Source organism: Thiobaca trueperi (genome assembly GCF_004342175.1).
Lineage (GTDB): Bacteria > Pseudomonadota > Gammaproteobacteria > Chromatiales > Chromatiaceae > Thiobaca > Thiobaca trueperi.
Genome location: NZ_SMAO01000001.1, coordinates 453,975 through 480,026, shown reverse-complemented (window position 1 = coordinate 480,026; position 26,052 = coordinate 453,975). Strand labels below are relative to the sequence as shown.

The following is a 26,052-nucleotide window of genomic DNA, read 5'->3' as shown; positions in this document are numbered from 1 at the left end:
GCTCCTTCGGCGAGTGTAAATGAGTCGCTGGTTATTTTTTTTGGCGGGGTAGTTTGAACTTATTTTGACGGTTATGCCAAGGCCCGGAACCCGGTGTTCACAAGGATCCTTCAAAGAGCAGCCGGTTATCGGTGCCCGACTCACCGCGCATCTGGACGTAGAGTTTGGTTGCGTGTGACCAGTCGAGGTCGGCAAAGCGCCTTTGCGACTCCAGGATTTTGTCGCGCAAGGCCGTTTCGGTTTTCTCCGCCACCACGGTGGCATGGCGCCCGATCCCTTCTTCACGGATGAAAAGACAGGCATCCATCAGGTCGGCAAGTTTGATGATGGCTGCCAGCGCGGATCCCTGGAGCGCATCCCGGCGCGCAGCAATCTCCGGTGCAATTTCCCGTTCGATGCGCAGCAACGGGTCGGCGTGGCCGGCAATCTCGGCGATCCGGCGCTTGAGCGGGGAGGGCAGGTCGCCCATCAGCAGCTCGGGTGCGTCGTGCGTCAGGGCGTATTCGAGCGCCAGCAGCCGGGTCTCGGCCGGGAGGGCATCGCCAAGGATGCGCTGTATCAGCTCACGGGCGATCATGGTCACCAGATAATGATGCTCGGCCAGGGTCTGGCTGCGTGCACAGCGCACCGAATGCCAGCGGGTGACATGTCCGGAGCGCGCAATATCCTGCATGTTGAGTGTCATGTCCTTCATGATTCCGGCTCTCCACAGATGGCTGGATGATGGCGTCTTGAAGCCCCTTGAGGCGGGGTGTAGCATCGCCCCGACATTTTCTCCGAAACGCTTGAATCAGAAACCAAAATCATGTCTCTCACTGCCGATTGCCTGGCCCGGCTCAAGCTGCGGCAGGCACCATTCGAGGCCATTCCCAGCGAGGAATTTCTCTATAGCGACCCGCTGCTGGAAAGCCTGATCGAGACTGCCGCCCGGGCGCTGGCGGCACCAGGCGCCATGGTGATCCTCGCGGGCGCCGACGGCTCCGGTCGCAGTATCCAGTTGATGCATCTGTTGGGTACCGTGGGGGGGCATTTCGAGCTGATCGCCTTTCGCGGGCGTCACCATATTGCCTTCGACGCCATTGATGCCACTATCCGCAATCACCTGCGTGCCAGCGGCTTCGATGCTCCCGCGCGGACACTCGACGAGTTACTGACCGAGCGCAGCCGGGCCGGCCTGCCCATTGTGCTGGCTATCGATGACGCCCATCTGCTGGGCCCGGAGATCGTGCGTCGTCTGCTGCGTCTGCGCGCCGAGATTCTGGAGGCGCGAGGGCAGGGGATGCGTCTGATCCTGGTCGGCGATCAGACCCTGAACCGGGGGCGTCTGCCCTTGCCCGATCCGGCGGACGAGGGCCAGATCGTGCGGCTGAATCTGCGTCCATTCAATCCCGAGCAGGCTGGAGCTTATCTGCGTCATCGCCTGCGGGTGGCCGGCATCGATGATCCTGAAGTCTTTCTGACGGCGGGCGACATTGCCGCCCTGCAAACCAACAGCCAGGGTCTTCCGGCGGCCTTGAACGCCAACGCCAATGCCTGGCTGGCCCGACGGTGCCGCAGCGTCGGAGGATTCAGGCAGGCCATCGCCGGACGGATCGGCACTCTGGTCAAACCGGCGGTCGCCACGGGTGTCGTGGAGCAGGAGGTTAGAGCCGCCGTTGTTCCGATGGGGGAAAAGGCGGTATCGACAGACCCTGCCGGGATTCTGGATTCTGAAATCGAAGGCGAGGTTTTTCGGCCAACCGTGCCGCATCTCGCCGATTTTCTGGTGCAGGAAGATGAACGTCCGGCACACTCGGAAACCTACGACTTTGAACAGGTGCTGCGTCATGTCCGCAACAGCAGGTTGATTCTGGAGGAATCGCCACCCGAGATCGAGCGCCAGCCCGAGCCGGTTGCCAGCGTCCCCCCCACCCCTGACTGGAGCCGCCGCTGGTTCATGCCGGCGATCCTGTCGGTCGTGATTCTCGCGATTCTGGTACCGGTGGTCTGGCAGCTCACCAATCGTTCGTCGTCGCCAGACCTGGATCCGCTGAAGCGACCCGACATCATGGCGCAGTCGGATCAAACCTCCGGGCAGGAGCCGCTCGTCGCCAGCGTCGGACAGACGCCATCCATTCCTGAGTCCGCTGCGGATCCGGTCGAGCCAGATGCAGCAGGATCTGATGTGCCGCCGGATCAGGCCGTTACCGTGATTCCGGCTGCACCCGCTGTCGAAGCGCCAGATCCCGAATCACAGCCGGAACCCGAGCCGCAGCTGATCGAGCCACCCGCACCGCCAGCGCCAGCGGTCGCGGATCCTGCCGAAGGTCAGTCCTGGCTGATGCGGCAGAACGCCAGCCGCTACACCATTCAGCTCATTGCCGCGCGCGATCCGGCGACCACACGGGCCTTTGTCGCCCGCCACAAGCTCGGGGGAATCCATTACATTCAGACCCGCTCCTTCATGATCGCCGTCATCGGCAGTTTTCCCAGCCGCGCCGAGGCGGAGCGCGCACTGCCTGATTTGCCCGCCGCCGTGCGTGAGAAGGAGCCCTGGATCCGCACCATTGGCTCGATACGGGAGTCCCAGCGTTAACCCATTTGATGCGGTTTAGCCTGACATCGGTCGGCAGTTTGACCCGCTGCCCTGCCGTCCTTGAGAACGCTTTGGCAGTTGGAAAACCGCTGACCCGCTACACTTCAGGTGGGAAAAGACAGAGTCGGCCCGATGGAAATCCACTCAGCCATCATTGCAACACCATACAGCATGCCGCGTTCGGCCGGTTTCACGCCGTCGGCGTCAGCGGCTGCGAGCGACGCCGAATTCAAGCGTGCGGATGGTGCGACCGGTGCGGCTCCCGTCGAAGAAGGTGAGGATGAGGAGGAGGCCACGCAGCGAACCGGGGCGAGCGGCTCTGCGTCAGATCTCTCGGCTGATGAGCTGGATGAACTGCAACGCCTGAAACAGCGTGATACCGAAGTGCGCACACATGAACAGGCGCATGTCGCTGTCGGCGGTCGCTATGTCACCAGCGGGCCGACCTACGATTATCAGACCGGACCTGATGGCGTGCGGTATGCGATTGGCGGCGAGGTCGGGATCGATTCGTCAAAGATCCCTGGCGATCCGGCGGCAACAGTCGAAAAAGCGCGCACGGTGCGCCGCGCCGCGCTGGCACCCGCCGAACCATCGTCGCAGGATATGAGCGTGGCGGCGTCAGCCAGCAAGATGGAGAGCGAGGCGCTGCGCGAGCTTGGTGAACTGATGATGCAGCAGTCTTTAGGGAAGTTTGGCGGGTGGGACACCGGAAGCACAGCCGCCGCTGACGAGACAGAGCAGACGGAAGCGAATCGGCCAACTGCATTGGGTGCCCGTGAACGCCTCGAACAGCGAATCGCCGGTTTCTTCGCAGAACCGGCGACAGGGAGCCTCAGTCAGTTCGCCTGATGCGGCTGGACCGTGAAATCGAATCGATCAAATCATGCTGCGGTCACAGTCGCCATGGATCTTTCAAGCCGTGATATTGATATGTCGCCCGACGTTTTCCGGCAGACCCCGCGTCGAAGGTGTTTCGGTGACAGGAGGCGGGCTGGAAGGCGCAATGCTCTGCACTGCTTGTGCCGCTGTCTGATCCTGAATATCGCGCAGCTTATTGTTTGCAGTCGCTGCTACGCTGTTGGTCAGTTGACTGCTGCCGGGAGATGTCGGGGTGAAGCTGCCTGTTATGCCTAATGAACCGTCCATCACCTGAGCCTCTCTGTTGATCGCGTTGAGCCGGCCGTTAACCCGCCCGGGTGGATGCGACATGCCAAAACCTGATGAGATTGTAGACCAAGTGGATCGGTCTAACCGTCGAATGCAGCACAAATCCGTTCAGGTCTTTGTTGCCCGATCCTGCTCGGAGATGTTTGTCTGAGCCCATCCGAACCGCGCTTTCCACAATGACTCAAGTTTTGCAGCACAGTGCCGTTAGCCGCAGTGATTCTTGATGGAGGAACAGGTCATGATGCTTGGTCAGGGCGTTTCTTTTTCGACCGCTGCGCTGGTTGCGGACAGTCTCTCATGGCCCATCTCTCCGGCCCTGCTTGTCGGTTTTCTGCCCGCTTTTCGTCATCAGCAAACCGGTGAAGTTCGTTTGTGTCAATTTATTGACGGGCGGGTTGCCTCCATGCATCTGCTGGACTCCTTGCCGGCAGACTGGGTTGCTGTGCGCGATGGGCGTGGTCGTCCCACTGTCCTGATCGCGGCGATTGAAGCCGGCTATCTGCGCGGCGATGCATTCTGGACCCTGGGGGATCTCATGCATCCCGGTCTGGATGGGTAGTGATGGGGCAGGCGCTTTAGCCAGGAAGGATGTTTTCGGTAGAATTCGGAACCATGCGGTCATCCGAGGATAAACCCTCAGGGATTATCTGGCGCCGAAAACAGGACCGAGGAATCAAGATGGACTCCGACCGACGTAGGCATCCGCGTCTTCCCATGGCAGTCGAGGTTGAGTTGCACTGCCCCGGCCAGCCTGTACGCATCGTTTGGACCGACGACCTGAGCTGTGGCGGTGTCTCATTGGTTCTGAGCCAGATCGAGCGTCCGCCTTTAGGCACCCGGGTGCAGGTCCGGGTGGTGGGCATGCTCGGCGAGGGTGAGATCCCGCCCCTGGTTGACGGGCTGGTTGTCCGTCATGTGGGCGAGGGCATGGCGATCCAGTTCGCCGACGATTCGACGCAATAATCCGGTATGGACCTCTGTCCATCGTGAGGTGAGATGATGTTGCTCCCGACTGCCACCAATCTTTCGCATCTTTCCACCTCACGTCTGCTGTCGAGCGCGGGGCAGGCCACAAGTCGGGCGATGGAGCGATCACCCGCTCCCTCAGTCACCTCAACCGCTCAGAGCGCCAGAGGTGGCGGTGATCTCCGCGCTGAAATCGCTGCACTCATGGAAAGAGATCTCGATTATCTGATCCTGCGCAAATCCTTTGCGCTGGATCGCACCGATTCAACCGCCTTGTCAGCGGAGCGGACGCATAGCATCGGCTCTGGGCAAAACGCTTATGCCGCCAGTCTGGGCGATGGCTCTATCGAGATCGCCAGCTTCGATCTGCAAGTGTCCTGGAGTCGGCAGTCGAGCAGCCGCTTTGAATTTTCCGCAACCAGCGCGGATCTCAATTTCGCGCTCCAGTCTGCGGATTTTCAACGTCAGGCCGTCCAGTTGAATCTCAGCATGGGCAATCTGACCGCCGTACAGACCGGCGATCCGCTGGTTCTGGATCTGTCCGGGCGTGGCGTCACCACCACCGGCGTCGATGCCGGGGTTCAGTTCGACCTGACCGGGGATGGTCAGTTGGAACAGGTGAGTTTCGTGACTGGCGATAGCTGGTTCCTGGCGCTGGATAGCAACGACAATGGACAGATCGACAGCGGACGCGAACTCTTCGGCGATCAGAACGGTGCGGCGCACGGTTTCGCCGAGCTGGCGCGCCATGACGGGAATGCCGATGGGGTCATCGATGCTAACGACGAGGTCTTTGCGCGTCTGCGTCTGTTTCAGATGGGCAGTGATGGCGAACAGGTGCTCCAATCATTGGCTGAGGCCGGTGTCACAGCCATTGATCTAGGCTACCAGAATACTCGCAAGGCATTGAATGTATATGATTATGTCGCGCAGATCGGCCAGTTTCAGCGATCTGACGGGAGCACTGGCGAGGCATCCGACGTGCAGTTGGGGTACCGGCAGCTCGCCTGAACCGCGTCCGGAGTGAAAGGTATCGTTCTGTTTTGTGTTCAATGGTGTGGATTTCAGCGGCCTTGGTGGAGACGCGGTTTAGAAATTCATATTTTTTAATAAAATGAGAAATCCCCTGGCTTTGCCGGGGTGACCGTAGAAGCGTGCTGACGACAGGCCCGGTTAATTTCAAAAGAAATACCCCCTCTCCACCGATCAGGACCGGATTGGAAGCGATGAGGCGGGGGGATCGGATCCCTGAGCAGCTCAGGCCGTTTTTGTGATCGAAGCGGTCGGGAGCGGCTCCGCGACCGCTTCCAAGGCCGTGACCGCGCGCGCGACGACCGACGGCAAGGGTTCGCCTGGCCGGGCGAGGGCGCACAGGCGGGCCAGGGTGTCATCCGGCAGTAGCACGGCGACCGGTGCCAGTGCCGGCACCGCGTCGAAAGTGCCCGCCGGGGGCTCCGGGTCCGCAGGGGTTGACCGGCGCGTTCTCCGCCAACCGCCGAACCAGACACCCACGGCGATCCGCTGCCGTTTGGCCAACACCGCGAGCGCGCGACGGGCGGCGGCGCCGATCCGCCAACCGCCCCGCCAGGCGAACAGACCAAACCCCATGACCAGCAGCACCGCACCCATCAGGACGAGACCACCGCTCGGGATGAAAAAGTGCGGCGTGGTTCCCGCAGACGCACCAATCAAAGCCTGACTCACCGGGTCGCGCTCCGTGGCCGTGGTCGATGTTTCCGGTCGCGGCAGCATCGGAATGCCATCCGGGGACGGAGCATCTGGCGACTGCGTGGTCGGTGTCGGCGCGGGGATTTCTGCCAGCGCCTCCACCGTCGCGGACGAGGGTGGGCGAGGATGAGCCGTCTCGGGGGCCGCATCCGGCACCTCGATCGCCTGCCCGTCGGCCATTGGGGGCACGTCGGCCACGGGCGCCGCCGTCGCGAGCGTTTCGAGCGCGCGAATCCGCTCAGCATAGACCGCACGCAGGCAATCCACGGTCTCGCAGGCATTGCGTTGGCCGAGGAGCCAAGCCTTTTGCGTCCGCTCGGGCAACCGGCCACGCGACCGCAAGTCGGCGTAGAGCGCACCCATCCGCGCATCCTGGGCACGTACCTCCGGGTTGGCGCAAATCAAATGCTCGACGCGGGTTTTTGCTTTCGCGCAGTCCCACGCTACCATGGGGCTCCAGGACGTGGTCGGAGGCGATGGGCGGGGCGCGCGGTTGGTCTCGGTCTCAGCGGTGTTGGTGTCTTCGACACACCCGTCTTGATAAGCGTAAAGCGCTCCGTCGCCGTGCCTGGCGCACCAGGCATCGCCCGCCGGGTAACGGCACACACTGGCGGCGTGATCGACACGCTCGCATTCCGCCGCGACCGGGCCATAAACCGCTAGGCCGAACAGCAGTGCCGCGCATTGACCGCTCAGGGTGGTTTTTATCATCATCCGAATCATTCGTTTTGCCGAGGACATGGGCGGGTGATGATGCACCAAAAGGCGCTGCGTTGTCAGAATGACCGCTGCGGCACCACGTCCCCGACCGCCCCCGATGCCTACCGGAGTGCCTCGTCGCTCAGATGGGCATAGCGTTGCGTCGTCTGTGGGCTGGCGTGCCCCAACAGATGCTGCACCTGATACAGCGTCGCCCCCGCATTCACCGCCAGCGAAGCGAATGAATGCCGCAAGTCATGGATGCGTAGATTCTCGATCCCCGCCGCCGTTAAGATCCGCTGAAAGCCCTTGATCGGATTATTGAGTGCCTGTCCAGCGACCCGCCCGGGAAAGACATACGGGTTCCCCTCCAGACGCGGCTGTTCCCGCAGGAGGGCCAGGGCTGCCGGGTTGAGCACCACATGCCGCGACTTGCTGCTCTTGGTATCGGGCAGGAACAGTGCCCCCCTTCTCCAGATCGATATGCTCCCAGCGGGCCTGCAAGGCTTCCTCCCTGCGCAGTCCGGTCAGCAACAGCAACTTCAACGCCGCCACGATCACCCGATTCGGCTCGGCCTCCATCGCCTGAAACATCCGCTGGATCTCGTCTGCGGACAGATAGCGATGACGTTGATTGTTCTCCTTGAACGTCTGGACACCTTGACACGGATTCTTCTCGATCCGCTCCCACTGCACCGCCAGCTTGAATATTCAAGCAGGACGGGGTATTCAGCCCGTCCCGCACGTTTTGGGTGGCCAATCGGCCCAGATCAAAACATTTCGGACGGGGCGAATGCCCCGTCCGGCTGGGGGTCGATTGCTCGTCGCCGCCATTGCCGTCGGGCCGCGCCCAGAGCGCTGGATCCGCCTGGCTGAGGAATCTTGCTAATCAGGAGCGGGGTTATTCTGTCACGGAGCTGCGTGGAGTGGGGTCAATCGTCTGAACCACTGGCTGAGACGGCGAATCAATCGTGATGACGATCAAAAGCAATATGAACAGAACGCCAAGCACCATCGCGCCGCCTAGAATCCAGTATTTCCGCGCGACCAGACCGTCAATTTTGGTTTTGGTGCTGTCTGCCGTTTGGCTTAGCGCATCAATTGATGCCTTAGTCTCTTCAATCGTCTGCTGGGTATCGTTAAGCGTTGGCATGTAAGAGCCTAAAGGTCACTGATTCAGGCGCGAGCATCCGTTGCTCGCGGGAAGCCCGATGCCAAGGCAGAGCGGGGACGCTTTCATTCTAGCTGCTTATCCATGGGACCGCCGAGTCTTGCGCTTGTGCCACCACTTGCGGATCCAGACACCCATGAACTGACCGACGCGGAGATGGCCGAGTTGCGTCCGCTCGCGCGCTTACCAGGCCGCCCCAAGACCGAGCGACCCAAAGAGCGCATCACGATTCGCTTCGACCAGGATGCTATGTCGCTCGGGTCACCACGCATGCGGTCTGATCGCGGCACCATGACCGGGCGGCAACGCCACAAGGAACACCACCGCATGGACCGCATCGGCTGGCCGCGGGCCGCTGTGCCCGGCGCGCACGACGGCATCGTCTCGACCGCCAGTTCAGATCACGGCATGTCCGCCAAGGCGCGCGCATGATAGGCCAGATGCTCGCCGATGAAGGTGGCGATGAAGTGGTAGCTGTGGTCGTAGCCGGGCTGCATCCGTAGCGTCAGTGGAACGTCGCGTTCGGCGCAGATCCGCGACAGCGCCTCGGGTCTGAGCTGACCCTCGGCGAGAAACTCGTCATCGGTGCCCTGGTCGATCAGTAACGGGAGCGGTGTGGCGCCCGCGCGGATCAACTCGGTCGCGTCCCACTCCTTCCAGGCCGCCGGGTCATCGCCCAGATAGGCACCCAGGCAGCCTTGGCCCCAGCCGCAGGCCACCGGGTTGCAGATCGGCGCGAAGGCCGATACCGAACGATAAAGACCTGGATTTCTCAGCGCGCTGATCAGGGCGCCGTGGCCGCCCATGGAATGACCGGTAATGGATCGCCGTCCCGGCCTGAGCGGCAGCGCCCGCTCCACCAGGGCCGGCAGTTCCAGGTTCGCATAGTCGAACATCCGATAGTGCGTCGCCCAGGGCGGGCGGCTGGCGTTGACGTAGAAGCCGGCGCCCTGGCCCAGATCGTACCGATCCGGTGCGTCGGACACCGTCTCGCCGCGCGGGCTGGTGTCGGGCATGACCAGTGCCAGTCCCAGCTCGGCGGCATAGCGCTGGGCGCCGGCCTTGACCCGCACATTGTCGTCGGTACAGGTCAGCCCGGAGAGAAAATAGACGGCGGGTACCGGACCGGACTCGGCCTGTGGCGGCAGATAGACCGAGAAGGTCATCGGGCAGTGGCAGGTCTCGGAGTCGTGGCGGTAGCGCTCCAGCCAGCCGCCGAATTCGCGGATACGTTCGATGCGTTCCATGGTCATCTCCTCAAAACACGATCACGGAACGGATGCTCTCGCCGCTGTGCATCAGATCGAAGGCGCGGTTGATGTCCTCCAGCGGCATCGTGTGAGTCACCATCCGGTCCACCTCGATTTCGCCGGCCAGGTAGCGCTCGACATACCCCGGCAGTTGGCTGCGGCCCTTGACGCCACCAAAGGCGGTGCCCTTCCAGGTGCGTCCGGTCACCAGTTGGAAGGGGCGGGTGCGGATCTCCTGCCCGGCGCCGGCCACGCCGATGATGGTCGAAACGCCCCAGCCCATGTGACAGCACTCCAGGGCCTCGCGCATCACGTCCACGTTGCCGATGCACTCGAAGGAATAGTCGACGCCGCCCTGGGTCATCTCGATGATGGCCTCGGTCACGCTGCCGGTCAGCTCCCTCGGGTTGACGCAATCGGTGGCACCGAGCTGACGGGCCATTTCGAACTTGGCCGGATTCAGGTCGATGACGATGATGCGCGCCGCCTTCGCCATCACCGCGCCCTGCACGACCGAAAGTCCGATGCCGCCGAGACCGAAGACCGCGACGGTCGAACCCGGCTCAACCCTGGCAGTGTTCAGCACCGCACCGATGCCGGTGGTGATGCCGCAGCCGAGCAGGCAGACCTTGTCCAGGGGCGCTGCCGGGTTGATCTTGGCGAGCGCGATCTCGGGCACGACGGTGTATTCGGAGAAGGTCGAGCAGCCCATATAGTGGAAGATCGGCTGACCGTTCTGGGAGAAGCGGCGCGTGCCGTCCGGCATGTAGCCGGTCCAGACCGTGGCGGCGATGGACTGGCAGAGATTGGTCTTGGTGGAGTGGCAATAGGCACACTCGCCGCACTCCGGGATGTAGAGCGGGATGACGTGGTCGCCGGGTTTCAGATTCCTGACGCCCGCTCCGCACTCCACGACCTCGCAGCCGCCCTCATGGCCGAGCACGCAGGGAAAGGCGCCTTCCGGATCCTGTCCGGAGAGCGTGAAGGCATCGGTATGGCAGACCCCGGAGGCCACCACCTTGAGCAGCACTTCGCCCGCCTTCGGGCCTTCGACATCGATCTCTTCGATTGAGAGGGGCTTGGCGGGCTCCCAAGCAACGGCGGCTCTAGCTTTCATGGGTCTCTCCGGTGGAAGATGGTGGGATGCATCGAGGTGTCGCGAAGCGCAGCGCACGCGAGTTCAGGAAAATCGGTCCGCGTGAGCATGATCACAATGGCACGGCTCAGTCGCTCCAGGCCGGCCAGAGCCTGAACCTCGCGCTGGTCGAGGGCGGGTGGGCGACAGTTCCCCGATCCTGACCTGAGACGCGGTTCCTTACGGCGCAGGAACGGGCGCAGCAGGCGGGGCGGGGAGTCTGGAGCAATGGCGACAATGGATCTTGAGTGCATCCGCGCCGCTTTGCGTGAGCGCAATCACCGCAACCTGGAGCGCGTACAGGCGCTTGAGCTGCGGATGCGGGAGAATGGCCGTCTCACGCGCGACGAGAGCATCACACTGATCGATGCACTGGAAGCGGCAAATGCGGCTTCGCCTATGAGGAACCGGATCAGGCCGAGCGGGTGCTGGCGCGGCGAATTCTGCTGATGGGCGAGACGATCCGACAGATGCCGCTTCCGCCTGGTATGGCCGGGGGATGGCCTTGCTTTATTTATTTAACCATTGAGCCCTTGTATGACCAACAACGATGTCCTGCGCCGTCTTCGATACACATTCGATTTCGATGATCTCAAGATGATTGCGGTGTTTGCTGCGGCGGACAGTCAGGTGACGCGCCCGCAAGTCAGCAATTGGTTGAAGAAAGACGATGATCCGGAGTTCGAGGAATGTAGCGATCACCAATTGGCGATCTTCCTCAACGGCTTGATCAATGAGCGACGGGGCAGGAAAGACGGTGAACAGCCCAAGCCGGAGAAATCATTGAACAACAACATCATCTTCAGGAAGCTCAAGATCGCGTTGGGTCTGGAGGCGGACGATATCCTGCGTCTCCTGGCAGCAAGCGATGTTCACATCAGCAAGCATGAGTTGAGTGCGTTCTTTCGCAAACCGGATCATAAGCACTACCGCCAATGTAAAGATCAAATTCTGCGAAACTTTCTCAGCGGCGTGCAGTTGGAGTACCGCGATGGTCGCACGCAACAGGACGACTCCAGCGCCACGGCGGGACAACCCTCTTGACCAAGACGTCCTTCACCTCGCTCAACCTCAGCCCGGATCTGCTGGAGAATCTGTCCTCGCTCGGCTATCACACCATGACCCCCATCCAGGCACTGAGTTGTCCAGATATCCTGGCGGGACGGGATGTCATCGCACAAGGAAAGACCGGTTCGGGGAAGACCGCTGCGTTTGGGCTCGGTCTCCTGGAGCGGCTCGATGTCGGACGCTTTCGGGTCCAGTCTCTCGTTCTCTGTCCCACCCGTGAGCTTGCCGATCAGGTGGCCCAGGAGATCCGCGCACTGGGACGCCGGAGGCACAACATCAAGGTGCTGACACTCTGCGGCGGGGTTGCCGTTGGCCCTCAGATCGACTCACTGGAACACGGTGCCCATATCGTGGTGGGAACCCCGGGCCGGATCGAGGATCATCTGGAGCGCGGCACGCTGCGGTTGGATGAAATGACCATGCTGGTGCTCGACGAGGCGGATCGGATGCTTGAGATGGGCTTCGAAAAGGCGCTGGATGCGATCATCGACCGGATACCGAAGAAACGCCAAACACTGCTGTTCAGCGCCACCTACCCCAGTCGGATCCAGGCCATCGCTCGGCGGATCCTGACTGAACCGGTCATGGCCCAAGTGGCGTCCACCCACGACAATCGCAGTATCGCCCAGCACTTCTATCGCGTGACCGACGATCGAGAGCGGCAACGCGCGCTATGCCTCTTGCTGTTGCAGCACCAACCGGTGTCGACCCTGGTGTTTTGCAATACCAAGGTCGACACGCGACACGTGGCTCAGGGGTTGCAGGACAGTGGTTTTAGCGTCCTTGCGCTGCACGGTGACCTGGAGCAACGGGAGCGGGATGAGGTTCTGGCGCGGTTCTCCAATAAGAGCATCTCGGTGCTGGTGGCCACCGATGTGGCGGCCCGTGGTTTGGACATCGACTCACTCGATGCGGTGATCAACTATCGGATTGCACTGGAGGCGGAGGTGCATACCCATCGCGTTGGTCGTACCGGGCGTGCCGGCAGCAAGGGGGCGGCCTTTTCTCTCTACGATGAAGGGGAGGCGCATCGCGTTGCCTCATTGGACACCACGGTGGATCCCATCCTGGACAGCGAGGCATTGCCGTCACTCGACTTGCTGGAACGCCGCCCGATGGTGCCGCCGATGGCCACCATTCAGATCGATGGCGGCAAGAAGCAAAAGGTTCGTCCGGGAGATATCCTGGGCGCGTTGACGGGGCCGGGTGGTCTTCGCGGTGACCAAGTGGGAAAGATCCAGATTGCCGACCAGTGGGCCTATGTGGCGGTCAACCGAGCGAGCGTGGGGGCGGCGCTGAAGAAGCTGTCCGTCGGCAGGCTGAAGGGACGCGCGTTTCGTGTCAGGCTGATCAACTAATCAGCAGATTGCGCAATGTCGAAGGAGGATCCGGGCATGCAAAGCAGAGAAACGCATCCTGAACCATCGTCGCATGATCTGCGTTGCGGTTTGGCGAGGCTCGATCCGCAACATCGGGAACAGCTTTCTACTGGATTGCGCACAGCCTGTCACGGCGGTTTGCTCAACGCCAGCGCCGCCCGCCACCTGGCCGGACTCACGCGACCTGAACTGTTGGCTCTGTGTATTTGACCCTTCCCGCCGATTGTCCGTGGAGATCGATCCGCGTCGCGCCAACCGACATGGCCGGGCTGTTCGCGCCAGATCGTGAGCGCACGCACGGCCGCGCGACGCAGACGCTTGCGGGTGGCCTTGATCGCTTCACGATCATCCGCCAGGCTGACCAGCTCACCCCACTGATTTATGGCCTTGAACAGGGCCGGCTCAGAAGGCGTAACTCAGCAGGGTGCCGATCCGGGTGTAATCCGGCAACAGATCCCCAGAGTAAACATTGATCGACACCAGCCAGCCCCAAGTTAAGGACGGGGTCAGGTTATAGTAGGTCAGGATGTCGATTTCGTGTGAATCCAGGTCGATAGCGCGATTGACGCCGTACCCATAACGCAGCGTCAGATCCAATCGGTCGCGCTTGAGCTTGGCGTCCGCATAGAACAATTGGGCCGCGTTGCGATCATCGTATGGAATGGTCTCATCGACCATCAGCGGGTCGATCCAGTAAAAGAGACCGGCACCGAGATTCCCGCGCCGGTCATTCACGCCATGCCAGCCGATCCCGACCCGCAGCGAACCGAATTGCCGATAACCATGCACCAGCCAGGAGAAGACGTCCTGATAGTCGGGCTTGAGCGCGCGCGGCCAGCGATTGCCATAGTGGGCCAGCGTACCGTCGAGGCCGATCCGCGCTCCGGCAGGCATCGACCTGCCGAGATCCCAGTTCAGGCCGCTGACCAGCATGACCCGATCCTGATAACGCAGGAAGGGCTCGACCATCCCGGTCTCTCCGAACGGGATACGCAGTTGCGTGAACCAGAATTGATCGCCGGCCTGTGGATGCACATCGCTGACGTCGCCCCATTCGGTCAGACCCTGGAAGTTCAGGTGGATGCGATTGTACTTGGCCCAGCGATCAATCAGGCCAACCTCCAGTCGCAGATCGGTATCCGACTCGAATTGCCACGCGATACCCTGGTGCGAATTGCCATCCATGGCGGTCGAGCGCATGTCAAAACGACCGATTTGCAGCCGTGACGACTTAAGGGATCCAGGCAGGGGTAACGTCACATGCAGCTCGCGCAGCGCCTGACTGGTTTCACACAGCGCGTCATAATCTCCTGGGTGCGACTCTCCCAACTGGCGCAGCCCGAGCCACCAGGCACCGAGCCGTGCGCCGGCCAGTTCCGGACTGCGGTAGCGCAGTTGCAGGAAGGCGGCGCCAAGTCCCTTGTCGGTCGCGCCGTCGTATTGGTGCAGGATCGACAGCGCGCCGACGTCCGCGTCGAGCGATCCGAAGCGCGCCGATTCCAGTATCTGCGCTTGCGGGCTACTCGACAGCAGCAGCGCCAGGATCCCCGTGGGAAGCATGCAGCGGCGATGATCGATCAAGAGACGATAGGCCGCTAGCGCCAGCCCTTTTAAGGTCGCCCGGCCCACGTCAAACCAGCGGTCCAAATCACCCTGTTGCACCATCGATTCCTCCTGCTTCGCCGGCAAAACAGAAGCTGTTTCGTCTGCGCTGGGACATTGCCAATGCCTTGAAGCTCGGAGCCGCTCAGGAAAGCGCCGCGAGCGGACGGCGTGTGACCGAGACTGAAATTGTCGAGCGGCTGATCAGTACCCATTTCGAGCTGGATAGATAGCTATCTTTAAGCTATCTATCTATTTGATCGATCATCGCTGCTCTCCTTGACGCAGACAGGGCCACATCATGGATCTGCCAGTCGATTCTCTGCTGTACGTCATCGGCCTGGGTGCGGTCGCGACGATGGCCGCCGCCGGGGTGCTGGAAGCGGGGCGCAAGCCGTTCGATCTGTTTGGGATGGTAGTGGTCGCGCTGGCCGCTTCGCTCGGGGGCGGCTCGCTGCGGGATGTGCTGCTCGATCGACCGGTGTTCTGGGTCGCCGATCAGACCTATCTGATCGCGGCGCTCATCGCCGCCCTGCTCACCTTTTTCCTCGCCCGCCTCTTCATTCTGCCGGTGCGGCTCTTTCTGATCCCCGATGCGGCAGGACTCGCGCTCTTTACCATCAGTGGCACCAAACTCGCGCTGCTTTCGGGCGCGCCGTGGCTGGTCGCGAGCTTTATGGGGGTCATCACAGGTGTCGTGGGCGGCATTCTGCGCGACGTGCTGTGCAACGAAGAGCCGCTGGTCTTTCAGGGGCCGCTTTATGCCACAGCGGCGTGGCTTGGCGCGCTCGCCTTTCTCGGCCTCGCGGCGTGGGGAATCGATGCCAATCATGCCGCCATTGCCGCCGGAATCGGCATCTTTGTGCTGCGGCTGATCGCGATCCGCTGGGACATCGGCCTGCCGCGCTTTCGGGCGCGCCCCACACGTGATACCTGAAGATGAGTCAAGTATCTGAATTATAAATGGCCATAGCGGAACCCGGACGAGGTGAAGCAGGCCGGACGCCAGACGCGGGCGGCGCGCAGATGAGTCTGTCGCCATGCTGGATGGCAAGATCCGCCAGCAGATGCCGTCCCCCCGTGGCGCTGACCGCTTGAACTAAACCGCGTCCAGTGCGATATGCGTAATTTTCAATTTGTGTTTAGCTCTGGGGAAGTCAACGACATCAGTGGAGACGCGGTTTAAAATTTCATATTATTGAATGTCTTAAACCGCGCCAGCTCCGATAATCCTTGAGTCTGCAAGAGCCGACCCGGTCCGCAAAGATCGCATACCGTGCTGGGCGCGGTTTAAAAGAGACTGTCGTAAATCCAGCCGGTCAGGGTCGCCGCTGTGGCGCCCACCGCGCCGACCCCGCAACCGATCATGGCATTGGCGGCAATCACCTCCGTGGCGGGAAGCGTCAGTACGCCGGAACTGAGGGCCGGAGTCAGTCCCAGATAGGTGGTGCTGGCCAGTGCACCAGCCCCAAACGCGCAGGATTCAAAAATGTTACGCATCAGCGCGGCCTGCGCGAAATTGATCGGGGCGCTCAAGGCACAGAACAGCAGGACCGTCCGCAGCAGTGGTTTGTTCATAAACAGATACGCACGCACAACAGGTGAATGAAAAACGGTCAAGCGTGAGGTGATGACCGTTCCCCGACGTTTTGGAGCGTGACGACAAGGGTTCAGCGTCTGACGCCGAGGCGATTCACGCCGCCGTTCCAGTTGCCGGGTTTCGGGGCGGCGATCGCCCGCGCCGCTGGGGCCACAGGCGCAACGACCACTGGTGCCACGCGAACGGGCGCGACCACGCAGCCTTTCGGCACCCCCACGGCTTTGCAATACACCACCGCACTGGCGGGCAGGGCGACGAGAGTCAGCGGGAGTGCAAGTGCGGTCAGGGCAAGATAGCGGTTCATGGTTCACTCCGGGGTGGGATTGGATCAGTGATCGGACCTAACCTTACTCAGCCGGCCGACCTTTTTGCAAGCGGTCTTTGTCCAACAGGCGCAGATCGACAAGCGTGTCACCCCGCACAAACTGCGGCACACCTACGGCACCCGCCTGCTCGAAGCCGGGGCCGATCTGCTCGACATCCAGGCGCTGTTGGGCCATGCCAATCTGGCGACCACGCAGCTCTATACGCATGTCAGCAACGCGCGTCTGGCGGCGGCGGTGGATCAACGCTGCGACGAGACGCTATTACCAGATTGAGTTGGTGCGGGATCTGCCGGGCGACTGGACGATGGTGCAGTGCCGGGATCGCGGTTCGGACGGCGGTGCGCTTCCAGAATCTGCTCCTGGAGCAGCCCTGAACGCGCACTCACGCGAACGTGATCATCGCGTCCACAATCGCCAATGCCGGTCGAAGAACAGGTAATACACCGCGAGTGCGCCGCTGTAGATCAACACCGCCGTGTAGATGGTCAGGCTGGTCAAATGCTCCGGACGAGCGCGTGAGAAGTGCTGGAGAAAGGGGACGATCAGCACCAGATCGTAGGCGAGAAATCCGATCAGCGAGACCTTGGCATCGCTCCAGCGGTTGCCAAGGCTGACATAACCGTAGTTCAGCGCGAGCCCGAGAAACAGCCAACCGTACAGAATCGATGAGTTGGCGTTCAGCGGCCAGGGGAAGATGGTGGGTGCCTGAAGCGTCAAGGCGATGCCGACCAACAGCAGCGTGATCGCAAAGACCCAGGTGGAGAGACGGACGAGCGCCGGCATCTTGCGCGTGTCAGCGTGGCGATGGGTCGCCCCCCAGTACCAGAGGGTCGCCCCCTGAACCGCGACGAGGGCATAGCCAAGCGGATAGCCAATGGGCACCGGCGCACCGTGCAGCCTCAGACTCACGAGGGTTGCCGCCATACCGCCAAAGCCGAACAGGAGCGCCACGCCTCCACCCGCCGCTGATCGCCAGTCCCGGGTCCAGGCAATCAGCAGACTGCCAACGCCGAATGCCGCCAGGATCGAGGCCACAAAGAGGTAAGACAAGCGCCCGTCCGGCCACGGCCAGAGCTGGGTCACGACGGGGGCGCCGCCGATGAAGCCGGCGCTTAAAGCGAGCACGAGCAGACCAAACACCAGGAAGCTGAGCCGGATAGGCATCTGTGACATCACGACCTTGCTTTATGCAACAGGGTTAGCCCATCCAGGTTGGGGTGTGCGTTGACGAACTCCAACCATTGGCAGCCAAAGTTGGGAGTCGCATTCGCTCATCCTCAACGCCCGCCCGTCACCGGCTTGATCGACAGGCCCGGCCAGGCGGTGCCGTTGATCCCTCTGCCGCGTGTTTCAGACTCGCGCGGTGCAGGCGGCGGCCGGTGGCGATCATCGTCCGGGCGATGCTGGCGATGAGGGGGGCGGGGCGTCCATCGCGGGTCAGGATAGACGAATTCACGCGGCTGCCCCGCAGCTCGCGAGGCGTCGCGCAATGCCTCCTGTTGCGCCTTCAGGGCCCGCTGTTCCGCCTGCAACCGTTCCTGCTCGCGTAACGCCTGCCGGGCCAGCTCGCGCTGACGGCGGGCCACATCCTGCTGCGCGCCGATCTCCTCCCAGAGTTGCTGCGAGGCCTGGATCGCGTCATCCGACGGGCGAGTCACGTTCACCGCTTCGCGGCGGGCATCCGGCGCGCACGGCAGTTGCGAGATCGTCAGATTGCCGGTGAACGGATCCGCGCACTTGTAGACCTCCACCGCCAGCGCGCCGCCCGCCAGCATCAGCCCGATCAATCCCGTCAGGATTCGTTGCATGTCCCCGATTGCCAGCTACTGACTGAGATATTCAGCCAGATTTTCAAGCTCTTTGGCCCGTTGTGCGGTTTCACGCAACAGGCAGTCGCTGGCCATCACGCGATGGAGCGTTCCGCCCTCGGGGTCGTTGTAGAAATCGCAGTTCGCCTCGCGATACTGAATCCACAGACGCTGTGCACCCTGGAGCGCCCTTTTGCGTTCGGCTGAAAGCTGAGACCTCAGCTTCTGATAAGCGCCATTGAGCCGCGCATCCTGCGTGTTCAGCTCTTCCCCAATGCAGTCCAGCATCTCGGCGGTGACTCCGCCCGCTTGGTTCATGCAGGTTGAAAAGCGCGATGTGTAAAGCTCATCGCTCGCGTGCGTGATCAAGCAGGTGCCAAGCAACAAGACGGACAGAGCGAGTCTACGCATGGGATGGTTTTCCGGTTACATCAGAGTGAAAGATCCATTCAATCGCGGTCAAGACGCGGCGCTCAGTCTCGTCCAGGGACTCCAGCAGAGTCGAGACGGCCTGTTCAATCGTGCTGGCTGGGTAGCCGCTGATCATCGCCACTAACTCCATACATGGCAATCGTTCTTTGGGGATGCTCAACATCTTAAACCCTGATCGCCTCATCAACGGCGCATCCTGTAATATGACCCTGACGAATAATCCGTGAACGACGTTTCGCACCAGGGGAGTGGATGGAGGAACCGACCGCGCAACCAAGAGTAAGGTTGCTTTGCCTCGACATCGAAACCGACCGCCACGATCGGCTAAAGCTGCGCGAGATCGGCCTATACCGCCCCGATACGGGCGCGCGGCTGAGGATTTCCGGCCAGGATCCGCGTCTGGTCGCCCAGGTCGATGCCCTGACCGATGGCGCAACCGGCGTACTCGGTCACAACATCGTGGCCTTCGATCAACCGGCCCTGTCCGTGCTCCATCCCGATCTGGCCCTCCATCGGCTGCCGCTGATCGATACGCTCGAACTCTCGCCGATTGCCTTCCCGCGCAACCCCTACCACAAGCTGGTCAAGGACTATCGGCTCTGCACCACCTCGCGCAACGATCCGGTGCGCGATGCCGAATTGGCCTATCAGCTCTTTCTCGATGAGCAAGCCGCGCTGACGGCGCGCGCGGTCGAATCGCCCGATGAACTGCTCTGTCTGCACGCGCTCATGGGGGGCGAAGATCGCTCGGGTCTGGCCCAGGTCTTCCGCGCGGTACGCCAATGCGCGCGGCCCTCGCTCGAAGACACCGCACGCGCTTGGACGCAGGCGACGGCAGGCAAGGTCTGCCTCACCGGGCATCGCCGGCTCATTGCACACTGGCTTCCCGATCCCGACTGGCATAAGCCGCTGGCCTATGCGCTGGCTTGGCTCGGCGTGGCAGGCGGGAACTCGGTCCTGCCGCCCTGGGTCATGCTCGCCTTTCCCAAGACCCGCGAGATTATCGCTGCGCTGCGCGATGTGCCCTGCGACGATCCCGCGTGCGTCTGGTGCCGCGAGCAACACAACCTCGACCACCTGCTACCCAGCTACTTCCCCGGCATCACCCGCTTTCGCGCCAAGCCCGCCACGCCTGACGGGCGTTCGCTGCAACGGGCCATCGTGGAGAACGGCTTCGGCGGACGGCCCACGCTGGCGATCCTGCCCACGGGCGGCGGCAAGTCGCTCTGCTTCCAGCTCCCGGCCCTAGCGCGCTACGACCGCACCGGCAGCCTGACGGTGGTGATCTCGCCGTTGCAGTCGCTGATGAAGGATCAGGTCGATAACCTGATCGCGCGCGGGATCGCCTGCGCGGGCTACCTCAATGGCCTACTGACACCCATTGAGCGGCGCGCCATGCTCGACAAGCTCCGGCTGGGCGATCTGGGGCTGATCTTCGTCGCCCCCGAGCAGTTTCGCAGTCCCGCCTTCACCAAGGCGCTCAGTCACCGCGAGATCGGCGCCTGGATCTTCGACGAGGCACACTGTCTGTCGAAGTGGGGCCATGACTTCCGGCCCGACTATCTCTACGTCTCCAAGTTCATCAAGACCTTCCAGCGCGATCATCCTTCGCCGGTGTTCGGCTTCACCGCCACCGCCAAACCTGATGTCGTCGATGATATCGCCGCGCACTTCCAAGAGCGCCTGGGCCTGACGCTCGACCGGCTCGAAGGTGGCGTCAGTCGGGACAATCTCGTCTACGAGGTGCATGCCGTGCCGACGCAAGCCAAGCTCGGCGAAGTGCTGCGGCTCTTGAAGGACGCCTTGCGCGAGGACGGCGGTGCCATCGTCTTCTGCGCCCGTCAGAAGACGGTGCAGGAGGTCGCGGACTTTCTCCAGCAAGCGGGCCTGGACTGCTGCTACTTCCACGGCGGTCTGGATCCAGCCGACAAGCGCGCGGTGCAGGAGGATTTCATCGCCGGCCGCCGGCGCGTCATCGCCGCCACCAATGCCTTCGGGATGGGCGTCGATAAGCCCGATGTACGGCTGGTGATCCATCTCGACACGCCGGGATCGCTGGAGAACTACATCCAGGAGGCTGGACGCGCCGGGCGCGATCAGGAACCGGCCCAATGCGTGCTGCTCTACGACGATGCCGACCTCGACATCCAATTTCGGTTGCTCAAGCACTCGCGCCTGAGCCAGAACGACATCCGCGCCATCCTCAAGGCACTACGGGCGATTGAGCGCAAGGATCGCAGTGAGGGCGAGGTGGTTGTCACCACGGGCGAAATTCTGCTGGAGACGCCCGAGCAACACCGCATCGAGGCCGAAGGGAGGGATGCCGATACCAAGGTCCGCATCGCGATTGCCTGGCTGGAAGAAGCGCGCCTGCTGGAGCGACTGGAGAACCACACTCGCGTCTTTCCCGGCAGTCTGCGTGTCTCGGCCCTGGATGAGGCCGTGGCGATGTTGCGCAAGCGGCTCGGCACCCAGACTGACATCGCCCCCTATGAAGCCATCCTGCGCGAACTGATCGAGGTCGGAGACGATGAAAGCCTCTCGACCGACGATCTGATGCTGGCGACCGGGCTGGACTCGCGCCGGCTCCGCGCGATGCTGCGCGAACTCGATCAATGGGGTTTGCTCGCCAACGAGACCGAGATCGGCGTCACCCTCTACCGCGACCCCGACACGCGCAAACGTCTGGATGAACTCGTGCGCCTGGAAACCGCCCTGATCGCCCAACTGCGCGAGGCCGCACCGGACGCCGATCAGGAGGACTGGCAGATCCTCAACCTTCGCCGTCTCTGCGACACCCTGCGCCGCGAAACCGACACCGATCTCGATCCCGAACGTCTGACGCGCCTGCTCAAGTCCTTCGCCGAGGCCTTCGGCAACGATGATGGACAACAGGCGTTTCTCAAGCTGCGTCCAGCCGGGATGGACAACCGCTACGTCAAGCTGCTGCGCTCCTGGGGCGTGATCGAGACGATCAGCGAACGTCGGCGGCGCTTCGCTCAAGCCCTGGTCGAGCACTTCTATGCCGTCCGTCAGGGCAACACCCTGCTCGTGGTCTGCAAACAGGGTGAGCTTGAGCGCGCCTTGCAAGGGGATCTCACGCTCCAGGATCTGGCGATCCGGAACTGGGACATGGCGCTGTCGTCCGCGCTGCTCTATCTGGATGGCAACGACGTGCTGCATCTGGCGCGCGGCAAGGCGGTCTTCCGGGCGGCGATGAATATCAACCTGAATGCCGACGCACGCCGCCGCCAGTTCAGCCGGGGCGACTACGCCGAACTGGATCTGCACTACAAAGACAAGATCGTCCAGGTGCATGTGATGGGCGAGTACGCGCGACTCGGAATCGCCAAGATCCAGTCAGCGATGCAGTTTATCGCCGATTACTTCCGCCTGGAGCGCGGCGAATTCATCCGCCGCCACTTCGCCGGTCGCCAGGAGATCCTGGAGATCGCCACGTCCGGGGCGGCACACCGGCGCATCCTCGTCGAGCTGCGCAATCCCGCCCAGCAGGCCATCGTTGCCGCCCCGCCTGAGGACAGTCTGTTGGTGCTGGCCGGTCCCGGCGCAGGCAAGACGCGCGTCATCGTGCATCGTGTCGCCTGGCTGCTGCGCGAGTGCCTGGTGCGTCCGCAGGAAATCATGGTGCTCGCCTATAACCGCTCGGCCGCCGCCGAGATCCGCCGGCGCCTCTGGGTGCTGGCCGGTGCGGATGCGGCAGGCGTCGCCGTGCAGACGCTGCACGGTCTGGCCATGCGCTTGACCGGGACCAGTTATGCCGTGGCGATGGAACGCGGCGAGACCATCGACTTCTCGGCGGTTCTGCGCCGGGCGACCGTCCAGTTACGGGCGACTGCGGAAGGGGATGGCGGGGTGTCGCTGGCCCGTGATCGCCTGCTGGCCGGGCTGCGCTATCTGCTGATCGACGAGTATCAGGACATCAACGGTGACCATTACGATCTCATCAGCGCGGTAGCCGGGCGCTCGCTCCAGACAGAGGAAGACCGCTTATCGCTGCTCGCCGTCGGGGACGATGATCAAAACATCTATGCCTTCGACGGCGCCAGTGTCCGCTACATCCGCCAGTTCGAGAGCGACTATCAGGCCCGGCGTCATCAGCTCATCGAAAATTATCGCTCGACGCAACACATCATCCAATGCGCTAACCGGGTCATCGAAGCCGCGTGCGAGCGGATGAAGGCGAAAGAGAGGATCCGGATCGACGATGCCCGCCGGGAGTGGCCCGCCGGGGGCGAGCTGGCCCGACTCGATCCGGTCACTACAGGGCGCGTGCAGGTGCTCGAAGTCCCCGCCGATCCCCGGCTCGAAGCGCAGATGGCATTGGCGGAACTCCAGCGCCTCTATGCGCTGATCGACGTCACTCCTGAAGGACGCTGGGGACGTTTCGCCGTGATCGGGCGACAGTGGAAAGACCTCGAACCGCTCGCGGCGCTCTGTCGTCAACGCGGCATTCCGGTGTGCCTGCTGCGCGATGGCTATCAGCCGAATCTGCACACCACGCGCGAAGGCCGTAGTGTGCTGGATCTGCTGCGCGGCGCCCGACGCCGCGTCACGCAACGACGTGTTCTGCTCCGTGTGCGCACCCTCTCGCGGTGGTTTCGGCGTCGCTATGGCATTCCCATCGACGGGCTGATCGAACATCCCGTTCGTGCCGTCCTGGCGCAGTTCATCACCGAGGTCGAATCGCTCGCACCCGAAGGACAGCGCGTTATCGATGAGATGGTCGATGAGCTGTATGAGTTCGGCACAGGCGCCAAGGCCATTGCCGAATCCCGACCCAACGGCCCCCTGGTGCTCATGACCGCACACCGCGCCAAGGGGCTTGAGTTCGACCATGTGCTCGTCCTTGATAGCGGCGGCTGGAAAGGCAGCGGCGATGACGAACGGCGGCTCTACTATGTCGCCATGACACGGGCACGCAAGAGCCTGACGTTGTGCGAGGTGCAGGGTGGCGGTCATCCCTTCGTGCGCGCGACCGATGGGCTGGCCTTGCGCAGTCGGCCAGATGTGCCGGACCTGGAACCGACGCTCAATCACCGGACCTGGCTTGCCGATCCCTCGATGGTCTATCTGGACTGGCCGGGCCGATTCGCCCCGCACGCGCCGATCCATCGGGCGCTTGCGGTCCTGGAGGTTGGCGATCCGCTCGAACTGCGTCCGATGACCCGGCACGACGGAAAGCCGGGGTGGGAGCTGGCCGACCGTCACGGGGTTGCGGTGACGCGGATGGCGGCGAAGTTCCAGCCGCCTGCCGGCGAGATCGTGGCGGTGCGGGTGGCGGCGGTGCTGGTCAGGATGGCGAAGGGTGATGAGGGGCTGCGGTGCGAGCGGTGGGAGTTGGTGTTGGCGGAGGTGGAGTACCGGCCCTCGTCTGGTCCCCGCGTACATGGATTTTGAACACGAAACGACAAGGTCACGGGGCAGGAACCTAAAGACCTGGCCTATCAGGAAGACCGCCTGTCCGTCTTTGCAAGCTTGGGAGCGTTTCCGACCAGGAAATGTTGGCGCCATTTTGGCGACAATGCTACTTTGCATGGATCCCAATCCGAGGAAGCCTGTCATGGTCTCCACCACGCATTCCAAATCGCTCGAACGCATCGGGGCACGGGTGCCGTCCGAGGTTTTTCATACCCTGCATCAGGCAGCCGCCCTCACCGGGGCCACGCTTAACCAGTTTCTGGTCCAGGCGGCACTCAAGGAAGCGCAGGCCGTGATCAAGCGCGAGCAGACGCTGACACTCACCCGTCGCGACGCCGAGCGGTTGCTCGACCTCTTGGAAAACCCGCCTCCACCGACTCCCGCACTCGCCGCCGCCCAAGTGCGTTACCAGGAACTCAAGCGCGATGCGGATTCAGGCTTTAACTGGCAGCCATAACCGGCATGACTTCGATTGCGGACGCCCGGAACTCAATGACTGGCTGGCAAAGGTCGCCCGCCAGCACCAGGACAAAGGTTTGTCCAAGACCTTTGTCGCGGTTCAGGAAGCCCTGCCTGCGATCATTCTGGGTTACTACGCCCTGACGCTCACTGAAGTGGATACCCGCGCCCTGCCGGCAACCCTGGCGAAAAAACTCCCGCGCCTCATCCCCGGCGTGCGGCTCGGGCGCCTGGCGGTCGATCAATGCCAGCAAGGTAAAGGGCTGGGCGAACTGCTGTTGATGGATGCCATGTCGCGCGTGCGGGCCATTCGCGAACAGGCCGGCGCTGTGGGTCTGTTCGTCGATGCGTTCGATGAACAGGCGGCCGGGTTTTATGTCCGCTATGGCGCTGTAGCCTTTCTCGATGCCCCGCTGAGGCTGTTTTTGCCTGTGCATCAGATATCACAAGTCCCGTGAGATCATAGGCCCGCTTTTTGAAGTGTTCGGGACAGTTCTGTTGCTCATCTTTGCGGAACAACTTGAACCCTTAAGATCTCACGGGGAAGTCACATTGAGAGACCGCCGCATGCCTCCAGTCGATAAGCCCTATGCCGAATCCTGCGACCAGAACCGCGAACCGATCCTGGCAGTGCTCGCGCCGCTGTTCCGCGAGCGCCATCGACTGCTCGAAATTGGCAGCGGCACCGGACAGCATGCCGTCTACTTCGCGGCAGCCCTCCCCCATCTGTCCTGGCAATGCAGTGATCGGGCCGAGCATCTGGCCGGAATCCGTCTGTGGATCGCAGAGGCGGGACTGAGCAACCTCCCCCCGCCGCTTGAACTCGATGTGCTGAAACACTGGCCCGCCGAGCGGTTCGACGCCATCTTCAGTGCTAATACCGCGCACATCATGGGAATCGACGCCGTCGAGGCGATGTTCGCGGGCGTCGGCGCCCATCTGGAGCCGGGCGGCGTCTTCGCGCTCTACGGTCCCTTCAGTCGCAATGGTCAGCACACCAGCCCGAGCAATGCCCGCTTCGATGCCTGGCTGCGTGCCCAGGATCCGGCGATGGGGGTGCGCGACCAGCGATGGCTAGAGTCGCTTGCAGCGGCGCAGGGCCTGCAACGCATCGCCGAGCACGCCATGCCAGTGAATAACGTCACGCTGGTGTGGGAGCGAGCGCGTGTCGCAGGAGATCGCCGGGTTGTTGCGGAGCACGCTGGCGGGGTAATCAGAATACCAGCATGAGGGTGAGACGCCTTT

28 protein-coding genes and 1 pseudogene are annotated in these 26,052 nt (G+C 62.5%); 15 read left to right on the top strand and 14 right to left on the bottom strand.

Going from position 1 to position 26,052, the window contains the following annotated elements; translation table 11 throughout:
• Window positions 1-97 precede the first annotated feature (97 nt).
• Window positions 98-694, bottom strand: coding sequence for a YfbR-like 5'-deoxynucleotidase (locus tag EDC35_RS02215; protein WP_132975279.1), 597 nt, complete (start codon window positions 692-694; stop codon window positions 98-100).
• A gap of 111 nt (window positions 695-805) precedes the next feature.
• Here EDC35_RS02215 and EDC35_RS02210 point away from each other — a divergent pair, with 111 nt between their 5' ends.
• Both EDC35_RS02210 and EDC35_RS02205 read left to right on the top strand, forming a co-directional pair.
• Window positions 806-2,575: an SPOR domain-containing protein gene (locus EDC35_RS02210; protein ID WP_132975277.1), complete on the top strand. Its 1,770-nt coding sequence runs from the start codon at window positions 806-808 to the stop codon at window positions 2,573-2,575.
• 132 nt (window positions 2,576-2,707) lie between these two features.
• Window positions 2,708-3,427 (top strand): putative metalloprotease CJM1_0395 family protein, encoded by a 720-nt coding sequence (locus EDC35_RS02205; protein WP_132975275.1) that lies wholly within the window; start codon window positions 2,708-2,710, stop codon window positions 3,425-3,427.
• A 63-nt stretch (window positions 3,428-3,490) separates the two neighbouring features.
• Here the strand turns inward: EDC35_RS02205 and EDC35_RS02200 are convergent, their stop codons facing one another.
• Window positions 3,491-3,787 (bottom strand): hypothetical protein, encoded by a 297-nt coding sequence (locus tag EDC35_RS02200; protein ID WP_132975273.1) that lies wholly within the window; start codon window positions 3,785-3,787, stop codon window positions 3,491-3,493.
• A 196-nt stretch (window positions 3,788-3,983) separates the two neighbouring features.
• Here EDC35_RS02200 and EDC35_RS02195 point away from each other — a divergent pair, with 196 nt between their 5' ends.
• The 3 genes from EDC35_RS02195 to EDC35_RS02185 all read left to right on the top strand — a co-directional run bounded on the left by EDC35_RS02195 (window position 3,984) and on the right by EDC35_RS02185 (window position 5,722).
• Complete coding sequence (locus tag EDC35_RS02195; protein WP_132975271.1) at window positions 3,984-4,304, top strand: hypothetical protein; 321 nt, start codon at window positions 3,984-3,986, stop codon at window positions 4,302-4,304.
• Between the two features lie 119 nt (window positions 4,305-4,423).
• Complete coding sequence (locus EDC35_RS02190; RefSeq protein ID WP_132975269.1) at window positions 4,424-4,708, top strand: PilZ domain-containing protein; 285 nt, start codon at window positions 4,424-4,426, stop codon at window positions 4,706-4,708.
• A gap of 207 nt (window positions 4,709-4,915) precedes the next feature.
• Window positions 4,916-5,722 (top strand): hypothetical protein, encoded by an 807-nt coding sequence (locus EDC35_RS02185; protein WP_132975267.1) that lies wholly within the window; start codon window positions 4,916-4,918, stop codon window positions 5,720-5,722.
• Between the two features lie 246 nt (window positions 5,723-5,968).
• On the opposite strand, the gene EDC35_RS02180 is transcribed toward EDC35_RS02185, so the two are convergent.
• The 4 genes and pseudogenes from EDC35_RS02180 to EDC35_RS02165 all read right to left on the bottom strand — a co-directional run bounded on the left by EDC35_RS02180 (window position 5,969) and on the right by EDC35_RS02165 (window position 8,291).
• Window positions 5,969-7,153: a lysozyme inhibitor LprI family protein gene (locus tag EDC35_RS02180; protein WP_132975265.1), complete on the bottom strand. Its 1,185-nt coding sequence runs from the start codon at window positions 7,151-7,153 to the stop codon at window positions 5,969-5,971.
• A 107-nt stretch (window positions 7,154-7,260) separates the two neighbouring features.
• Window positions 7,261-7,599 carry a tyrosine-type recombinase/integrase gene (locus EDC35_RS18720; protein WP_279387966.1) on the bottom strand — a complete coding sequence of 113 codons (339 nt, stop codon included), beginning with the start codon at window positions 7,597-7,599 and terminating at the stop codon, window positions 7,261-7,263.
• A gap of 25 nt (window positions 7,600-7,624) precedes the next feature.
• Window positions 7,625-7,834, bottom strand: a pseudogene (locus EDC35_RS19065) (hypothetical protein); the annotation flags it as partial.
• 205 nt (window positions 7,835-8,039) lie between these two features.
• Window positions 8,040-8,291 carry a hypothetical protein gene (locus EDC35_RS02165; RefSeq protein WP_132975259.1) on the bottom strand — a complete coding sequence of 84 codons (252 nt, stop codon included), beginning with the start codon at window positions 8,289-8,291 and terminating at the stop codon, window positions 8,040-8,042.
• 126 nt (window positions 8,292-8,417) lie between these two features.
• Here EDC35_RS02165 and EDC35_RS18715 point away from each other — a divergent pair, with 126 nt between their 5' ends.
• A complete protein-coding gene (locus tag EDC35_RS18715; protein WP_243651371.1) occupies window positions 8,418-8,741 on the top strand; it encodes a BrnA antitoxin family protein in 324 nt (107 codons plus the stop codon).
• On the opposite strand, the gene fghA is transcribed toward EDC35_RS18715, so the two are convergent.
• Together fghA and EDC35_RS02150 are read right to left on the bottom strand one after the other, a co-directional pair.
• Entirely contained in the window at window positions 8,711-9,556 is an 846-nt protein-coding gene (gene fghA / locus EDC35_RS02155) for an S-formylglutathione hydrolase (RefSeq protein WP_132975257.1), read from the bottom strand. The two genes, EDC35_RS18715 and fghA, sit on opposite strands and share 31 nt — an antisense overlap.
• A gap of 10 nt (window positions 9,557-9,566) precedes the next feature.
• Entirely contained in the window at window positions 9,567-10,676 is a 1,110-nt protein-coding gene (locus EDC35_RS02150; RefSeq protein ID WP_132975255.1) for an S-(hydroxymethyl)glutathione dehydrogenase/class III alcohol dehydrogenase, read from the bottom strand.
• A 246-nt stretch (window positions 10,677-10,922) separates the two neighbouring features.
• Here EDC35_RS02150 and EDC35_RS02145 point away from each other — a divergent pair, with 246 nt between their 5' ends.
• The 3 genes from EDC35_RS02145 (at window position 10,923) to dbpA (ending at window position 13,120) form a co-directional block, all read left to right on the top strand.
• Window positions 10,923-11,144, top strand: a complete 222-nt coding sequence (locus tag EDC35_RS02145; RefSeq protein WP_132975253.1) for a hypothetical protein — start codon at window positions 10,923-10,925, stop codon at window positions 11,142-11,144.
• 87 nt (window positions 11,145-11,231) lie between these two features.
• On the top strand, window positions 11,232-11,738 hold the full coding sequence (locus tag EDC35_RS02140; protein ID WP_132975251.1) for a YehS family protein: 507 nt from the start codon (window positions 11,232-11,234) through the stop codon (window positions 11,736-11,738).
• The gene (gene dbpA, locus EDC35_RS02135) at window positions 11,735-13,120 is read left to right on the top strand and encodes an ATP-dependent RNA helicase DbpA (RefSeq protein WP_132975249.1); all 1,386 of its coding nucleotides are present in this window, start codon (window positions 11,735-11,737) and stop codon (window positions 13,118-13,120) included. The genes EDC35_RS02140 and dbpA overlap by 4 nt, the downstream gene beginning before the upstream one ends.
• A gap of 423 nt (window positions 13,121-13,543) precedes the next feature.
• On the opposite strand, the gene EDC35_RS18430 is transcribed toward dbpA, so the two are convergent.
• The gene (locus tag EDC35_RS18430; RefSeq protein WP_165903323.1) at window positions 13,544-14,806 is read right to left on the bottom strand and encodes a hypothetical protein; all 1,263 of its coding nucleotides are present in this window, start codon (window positions 14,804-14,806) and stop codon (window positions 13,544-13,546) included.
• A 238-nt stretch (window positions 14,807-15,044) separates the two neighbouring features.
• Between EDC35_RS18430 and EDC35_RS02120 the strand changes: the two genes are divergently transcribed.
• Window positions 15,045-15,680 (top strand): trimeric intracellular cation channel family protein, encoded by a 636-nt coding sequence (locus EDC35_RS02120; protein ID WP_132975243.1) that lies wholly within the window; start codon window positions 15,045-15,047, stop codon window positions 15,678-15,680.
• 353 nt (window positions 15,681-16,033) lie between these two features.
• Here the strand turns inward: EDC35_RS02120 and EDC35_RS02115 are convergent, their stop codons facing one another.
• Together EDC35_RS02115 and EDC35_RS02110 are read right to left on the bottom strand one after the other, a co-directional pair.
• Complete coding sequence (locus EDC35_RS02115; RefSeq protein WP_132975241.1) at window positions 16,034-16,321, bottom strand: hypothetical protein; 288 nt, start codon at window positions 16,319-16,321, stop codon at window positions 16,034-16,036.
• Between the two features lie 92 nt (window positions 16,322-16,413).
• On the bottom strand, window positions 16,414-16,647 hold the full coding sequence (locus EDC35_RS02110) for a hypothetical protein (RefSeq protein WP_132975239.1): 234 nt from the start codon (window positions 16,645-16,647) through the stop codon (window positions 16,414-16,416).
• A gap of 64 nt (window positions 16,648-16,711) precedes the next feature.
• Between EDC35_RS02110 and EDC35_RS02105 the strand changes: the two genes are divergently transcribed.
• Complete coding sequence (locus EDC35_RS02105; RefSeq protein ID WP_243651370.1) at window positions 16,712-16,942, top strand: tyrosine-type recombinase/integrase; 231 nt, start codon at window positions 16,712-16,714, stop codon at window positions 16,940-16,942.
• Window positions 16,943-17,065: 123 nt separating this feature from the next.
• Here EDC35_RS02105 and EDC35_RS02100 read toward each other — a convergent pair whose 3' ends face one another.
• The 3 genes from EDC35_RS02100 to EDC35_RS02090 all read right to left on the bottom strand — a co-directional run bounded on the left by EDC35_RS02100 (window position 17,066) and on the right by EDC35_RS02090 (window position 18,795).
• Entirely contained in the window at window positions 17,066-17,842 is a 777-nt protein-coding gene (locus EDC35_RS02100) for a hypothetical protein (RefSeq protein ID WP_132975237.1), read from the bottom strand.
• A gap of 104 nt (window positions 17,843-17,946) precedes the next feature.
• The gene (locus tag EDC35_RS02095) at window positions 17,947-18,477 is read right to left on the bottom strand and encodes a DUF4124 domain-containing protein (RefSeq protein WP_132975236.1); all 531 of its coding nucleotides are present in this window, start codon (window positions 18,475-18,477) and stop codon (window positions 17,947-17,949) included.
• A gap of 15 nt (window positions 18,478-18,492) precedes the next feature.
• Complete coding sequence (locus tag EDC35_RS02090) at window positions 18,493-18,795, bottom strand: lysozyme inhibitor LprI family protein (RefSeq protein WP_279387965.1); 303 nt, start codon at window positions 18,793-18,795, stop codon at window positions 18,493-18,495.
• A gap of 399 nt (window positions 18,796-19,194) precedes the next feature.
• Between EDC35_RS02090 and EDC35_RS02085 the strand changes: the two genes are divergently transcribed.
• From EDC35_RS02085 to EDC35_RS02070, 4 genes are all read left to right on the top strand, one after another.
• Window positions 19,195-24,327 (top strand): RecQ family ATP-dependent DNA helicase, encoded by a 5,133-nt coding sequence (locus EDC35_RS02085; protein WP_243651368.1) that lies wholly within the window; start codon window positions 19,195-19,197, stop codon window positions 24,325-24,327.
• 163 nt (window positions 24,328-24,490) lie between these two features.
• On the top strand, window positions 24,491-24,805 hold the full coding sequence (locus EDC35_RS02080; RefSeq protein WP_132975230.1) for a type II toxin-antitoxin system TacA family antitoxin: 315 nt from the start codon (window positions 24,491-24,493) through the stop codon (window positions 24,803-24,805).
• Entirely contained in the window at window positions 24,774-25,265 is a 492-nt protein-coding gene (locus EDC35_RS02075; RefSeq protein ID WP_132975228.1) for an N-acetyltransferase, read from the top strand. Before EDC35_RS02080 ends, EDC35_RS02075 begins: the two co-directional genes overlap by 32 nt.
• 109 nt (window positions 25,266-25,374) lie before the next feature.
• A complete protein-coding gene (locus EDC35_RS02070; RefSeq protein WP_132975227.1) occupies window positions 25,375-26,037 on the top strand; it encodes a DUF938 domain-containing protein in 663 nt (220 codons plus the stop codon).
• The last annotated feature ends 15 nt before the right edge of the window (window positions 26,038-26,052 follow it).

What these genes read in the sequence shown, in the direction of transcription:
- EDC35_RS02195 (WP_132975271.1), top strand. Translation starts at nt 3,984, where the DNA reads ATGATGCTTGGTCAGGGCGTTTCTTTTTCGACCGCTGCGCTGGTTGCG.
- EDC35_RS02080 (WP_132975230.1), top strand. Translation starts at nt 24,491, where the DNA reads ATGGTCTCCACCACGCATTCCAAATCGCTCGAACGCATCGGGGCACGG.
- fghA (WP_132975257.1), bottom strand. Translation starts at nt 9,556, where the DNA reads ATGGAACGCATCGAACGTATCCGCGAATTCGGCGGCTGGCTGGAGCGC.
- EDC35_RS02120 (WP_132975243.1), top strand. Translation starts at nt 15,045, where the DNA reads ATGGATCTGCCAGTCGATTCTCTGCTGTACGTCATCGGCCTGGGTGCG.
- EDC35_RS02115 (WP_132975241.1), bottom strand. Translation starts at nt 16,321, where the DNA reads ATGAACAAACCACTGCTGCGGACGGTCCTGCTGTTCTGTGCCTTGAGC.
- EDC35_RS02070 (WP_132975227.1), top strand. Translation starts at nt 25,375, where the DNA reads ATGCCTCCAGTCGATAAGCCCTATGCCGAATCCTGCGACCAGAACCGC.
- EDC35_RS02095 (WP_132975236.1), bottom strand. Translation starts at nt 18,477, where the DNA reads ATGCAACGAATCCTGACGGGATTGATCGGGCTGATGCTGGCGGGCGGC.
- EDC35_RS02075 (WP_132975228.1), top strand. Translation starts at nt 24,774, where the DNA reads ATGCGGATTCAGGCTTTAACTGGCAGCCATAACCGGCATGACTTCGAT.
- EDC35_RS02110 (WP_132975239.1), bottom strand. Translation starts at nt 16,647, where the DNA reads ATGAACCGCTATCTTGCCCTGACCGCACTTGCACTCCCGCTGACTCTC.
- EDC35_RS02215 (WP_132975279.1), bottom strand. Translation starts at nt 694, where the DNA reads ATGAAGGACATGACACTCAACATGCAGGATATTGCGCGCTCCGGACAT.
- EDC35_RS02150 (WP_132975255.1), bottom strand. Translation starts at nt 10,676, where the DNA reads ATGAAAGCTAGAGCCGCCGTTGCTTGGGAGCCCGCCAAGCCCCTCTCA.
- EDC35_RS02140 (WP_132975251.1), top strand. Translation starts at nt 11,232, where the DNA reads ATGACCAACAACGATGTCCTGCGCCGTCTTCGATACACATTCGATTTC.
- EDC35_RS02100 (WP_132975237.1), bottom strand. Translation starts at nt 17,842, where the DNA reads ATGTCACAGATGCCTATCCGGCTCAGCTTCCTGGTGTTTGGTCTGCTC.
- EDC35_RS02090 (WP_279387965.1), bottom strand. Translation starts at nt 18,795, where the DNA reads ATGAACCAAGCGGGCGGAGTCACCGCCGAGATGCTGGACTGCATTGGG.
- EDC35_RS02210 (WP_132975277.1), top strand. Translation starts at nt 806, where the DNA reads ATGTCTCTCACTGCCGATTGCCTGGCCCGGCTCAAGCTGCGGCAGGCA.
- EDC35_RS02200 (WP_132975273.1), bottom strand. Translation starts at nt 3,787, where the DNA reads ATGTCGCATCCACCCGGGCGGGTTAACGGCCGGCTCAACGCGATCAAC.
- EDC35_RS02165 (WP_132975259.1), bottom strand. Translation starts at nt 8,291, where the DNA reads ATGCCAACGCTTAACGATACCCAGCAGACGATTGAAGAGACTAAGGCA.
- EDC35_RS02205 (WP_132975275.1), top strand. Translation starts at nt 2,708, where the DNA reads ATGGAAATCCACTCAGCCATCATTGCAACACCATACAGCATGCCGCGT.
- EDC35_RS18430 (WP_165903323.1), bottom strand. Translation starts at nt 14,806, where the DNA reads ATGGTGCAACAGGGTGATTTGGACCGCTGGTTTGACGTGGGCCGGGCG.
- EDC35_RS02180 (WP_132975265.1), bottom strand. Translation starts at nt 7,153, where the DNA reads ATGATGATAAAAACCACCCTGAGCGGTCAATGCGCGGCACTGCTGTTC.
- EDC35_RS02185 (WP_132975267.1), top strand. Translation starts at nt 4,916, where the DNA reads ATGGAAAGAGATCTCGATTATCTGATCCTGCGCAAATCCTTTGCGCTG.
- EDC35_RS02190 (WP_132975269.1), top strand. Translation starts at nt 4,424, where the DNA reads ATGGACTCCGACCGACGTAGGCATCCGCGTCTTCCCATGGCAGTCGAG.
- EDC35_RS02145 (WP_132975253.1), top strand. Translation starts at nt 10,923, where the DNA reads ATGGCGACAATGGATCTTGAGTGCATCCGCGCCGCTTTGCGTGAGCGC.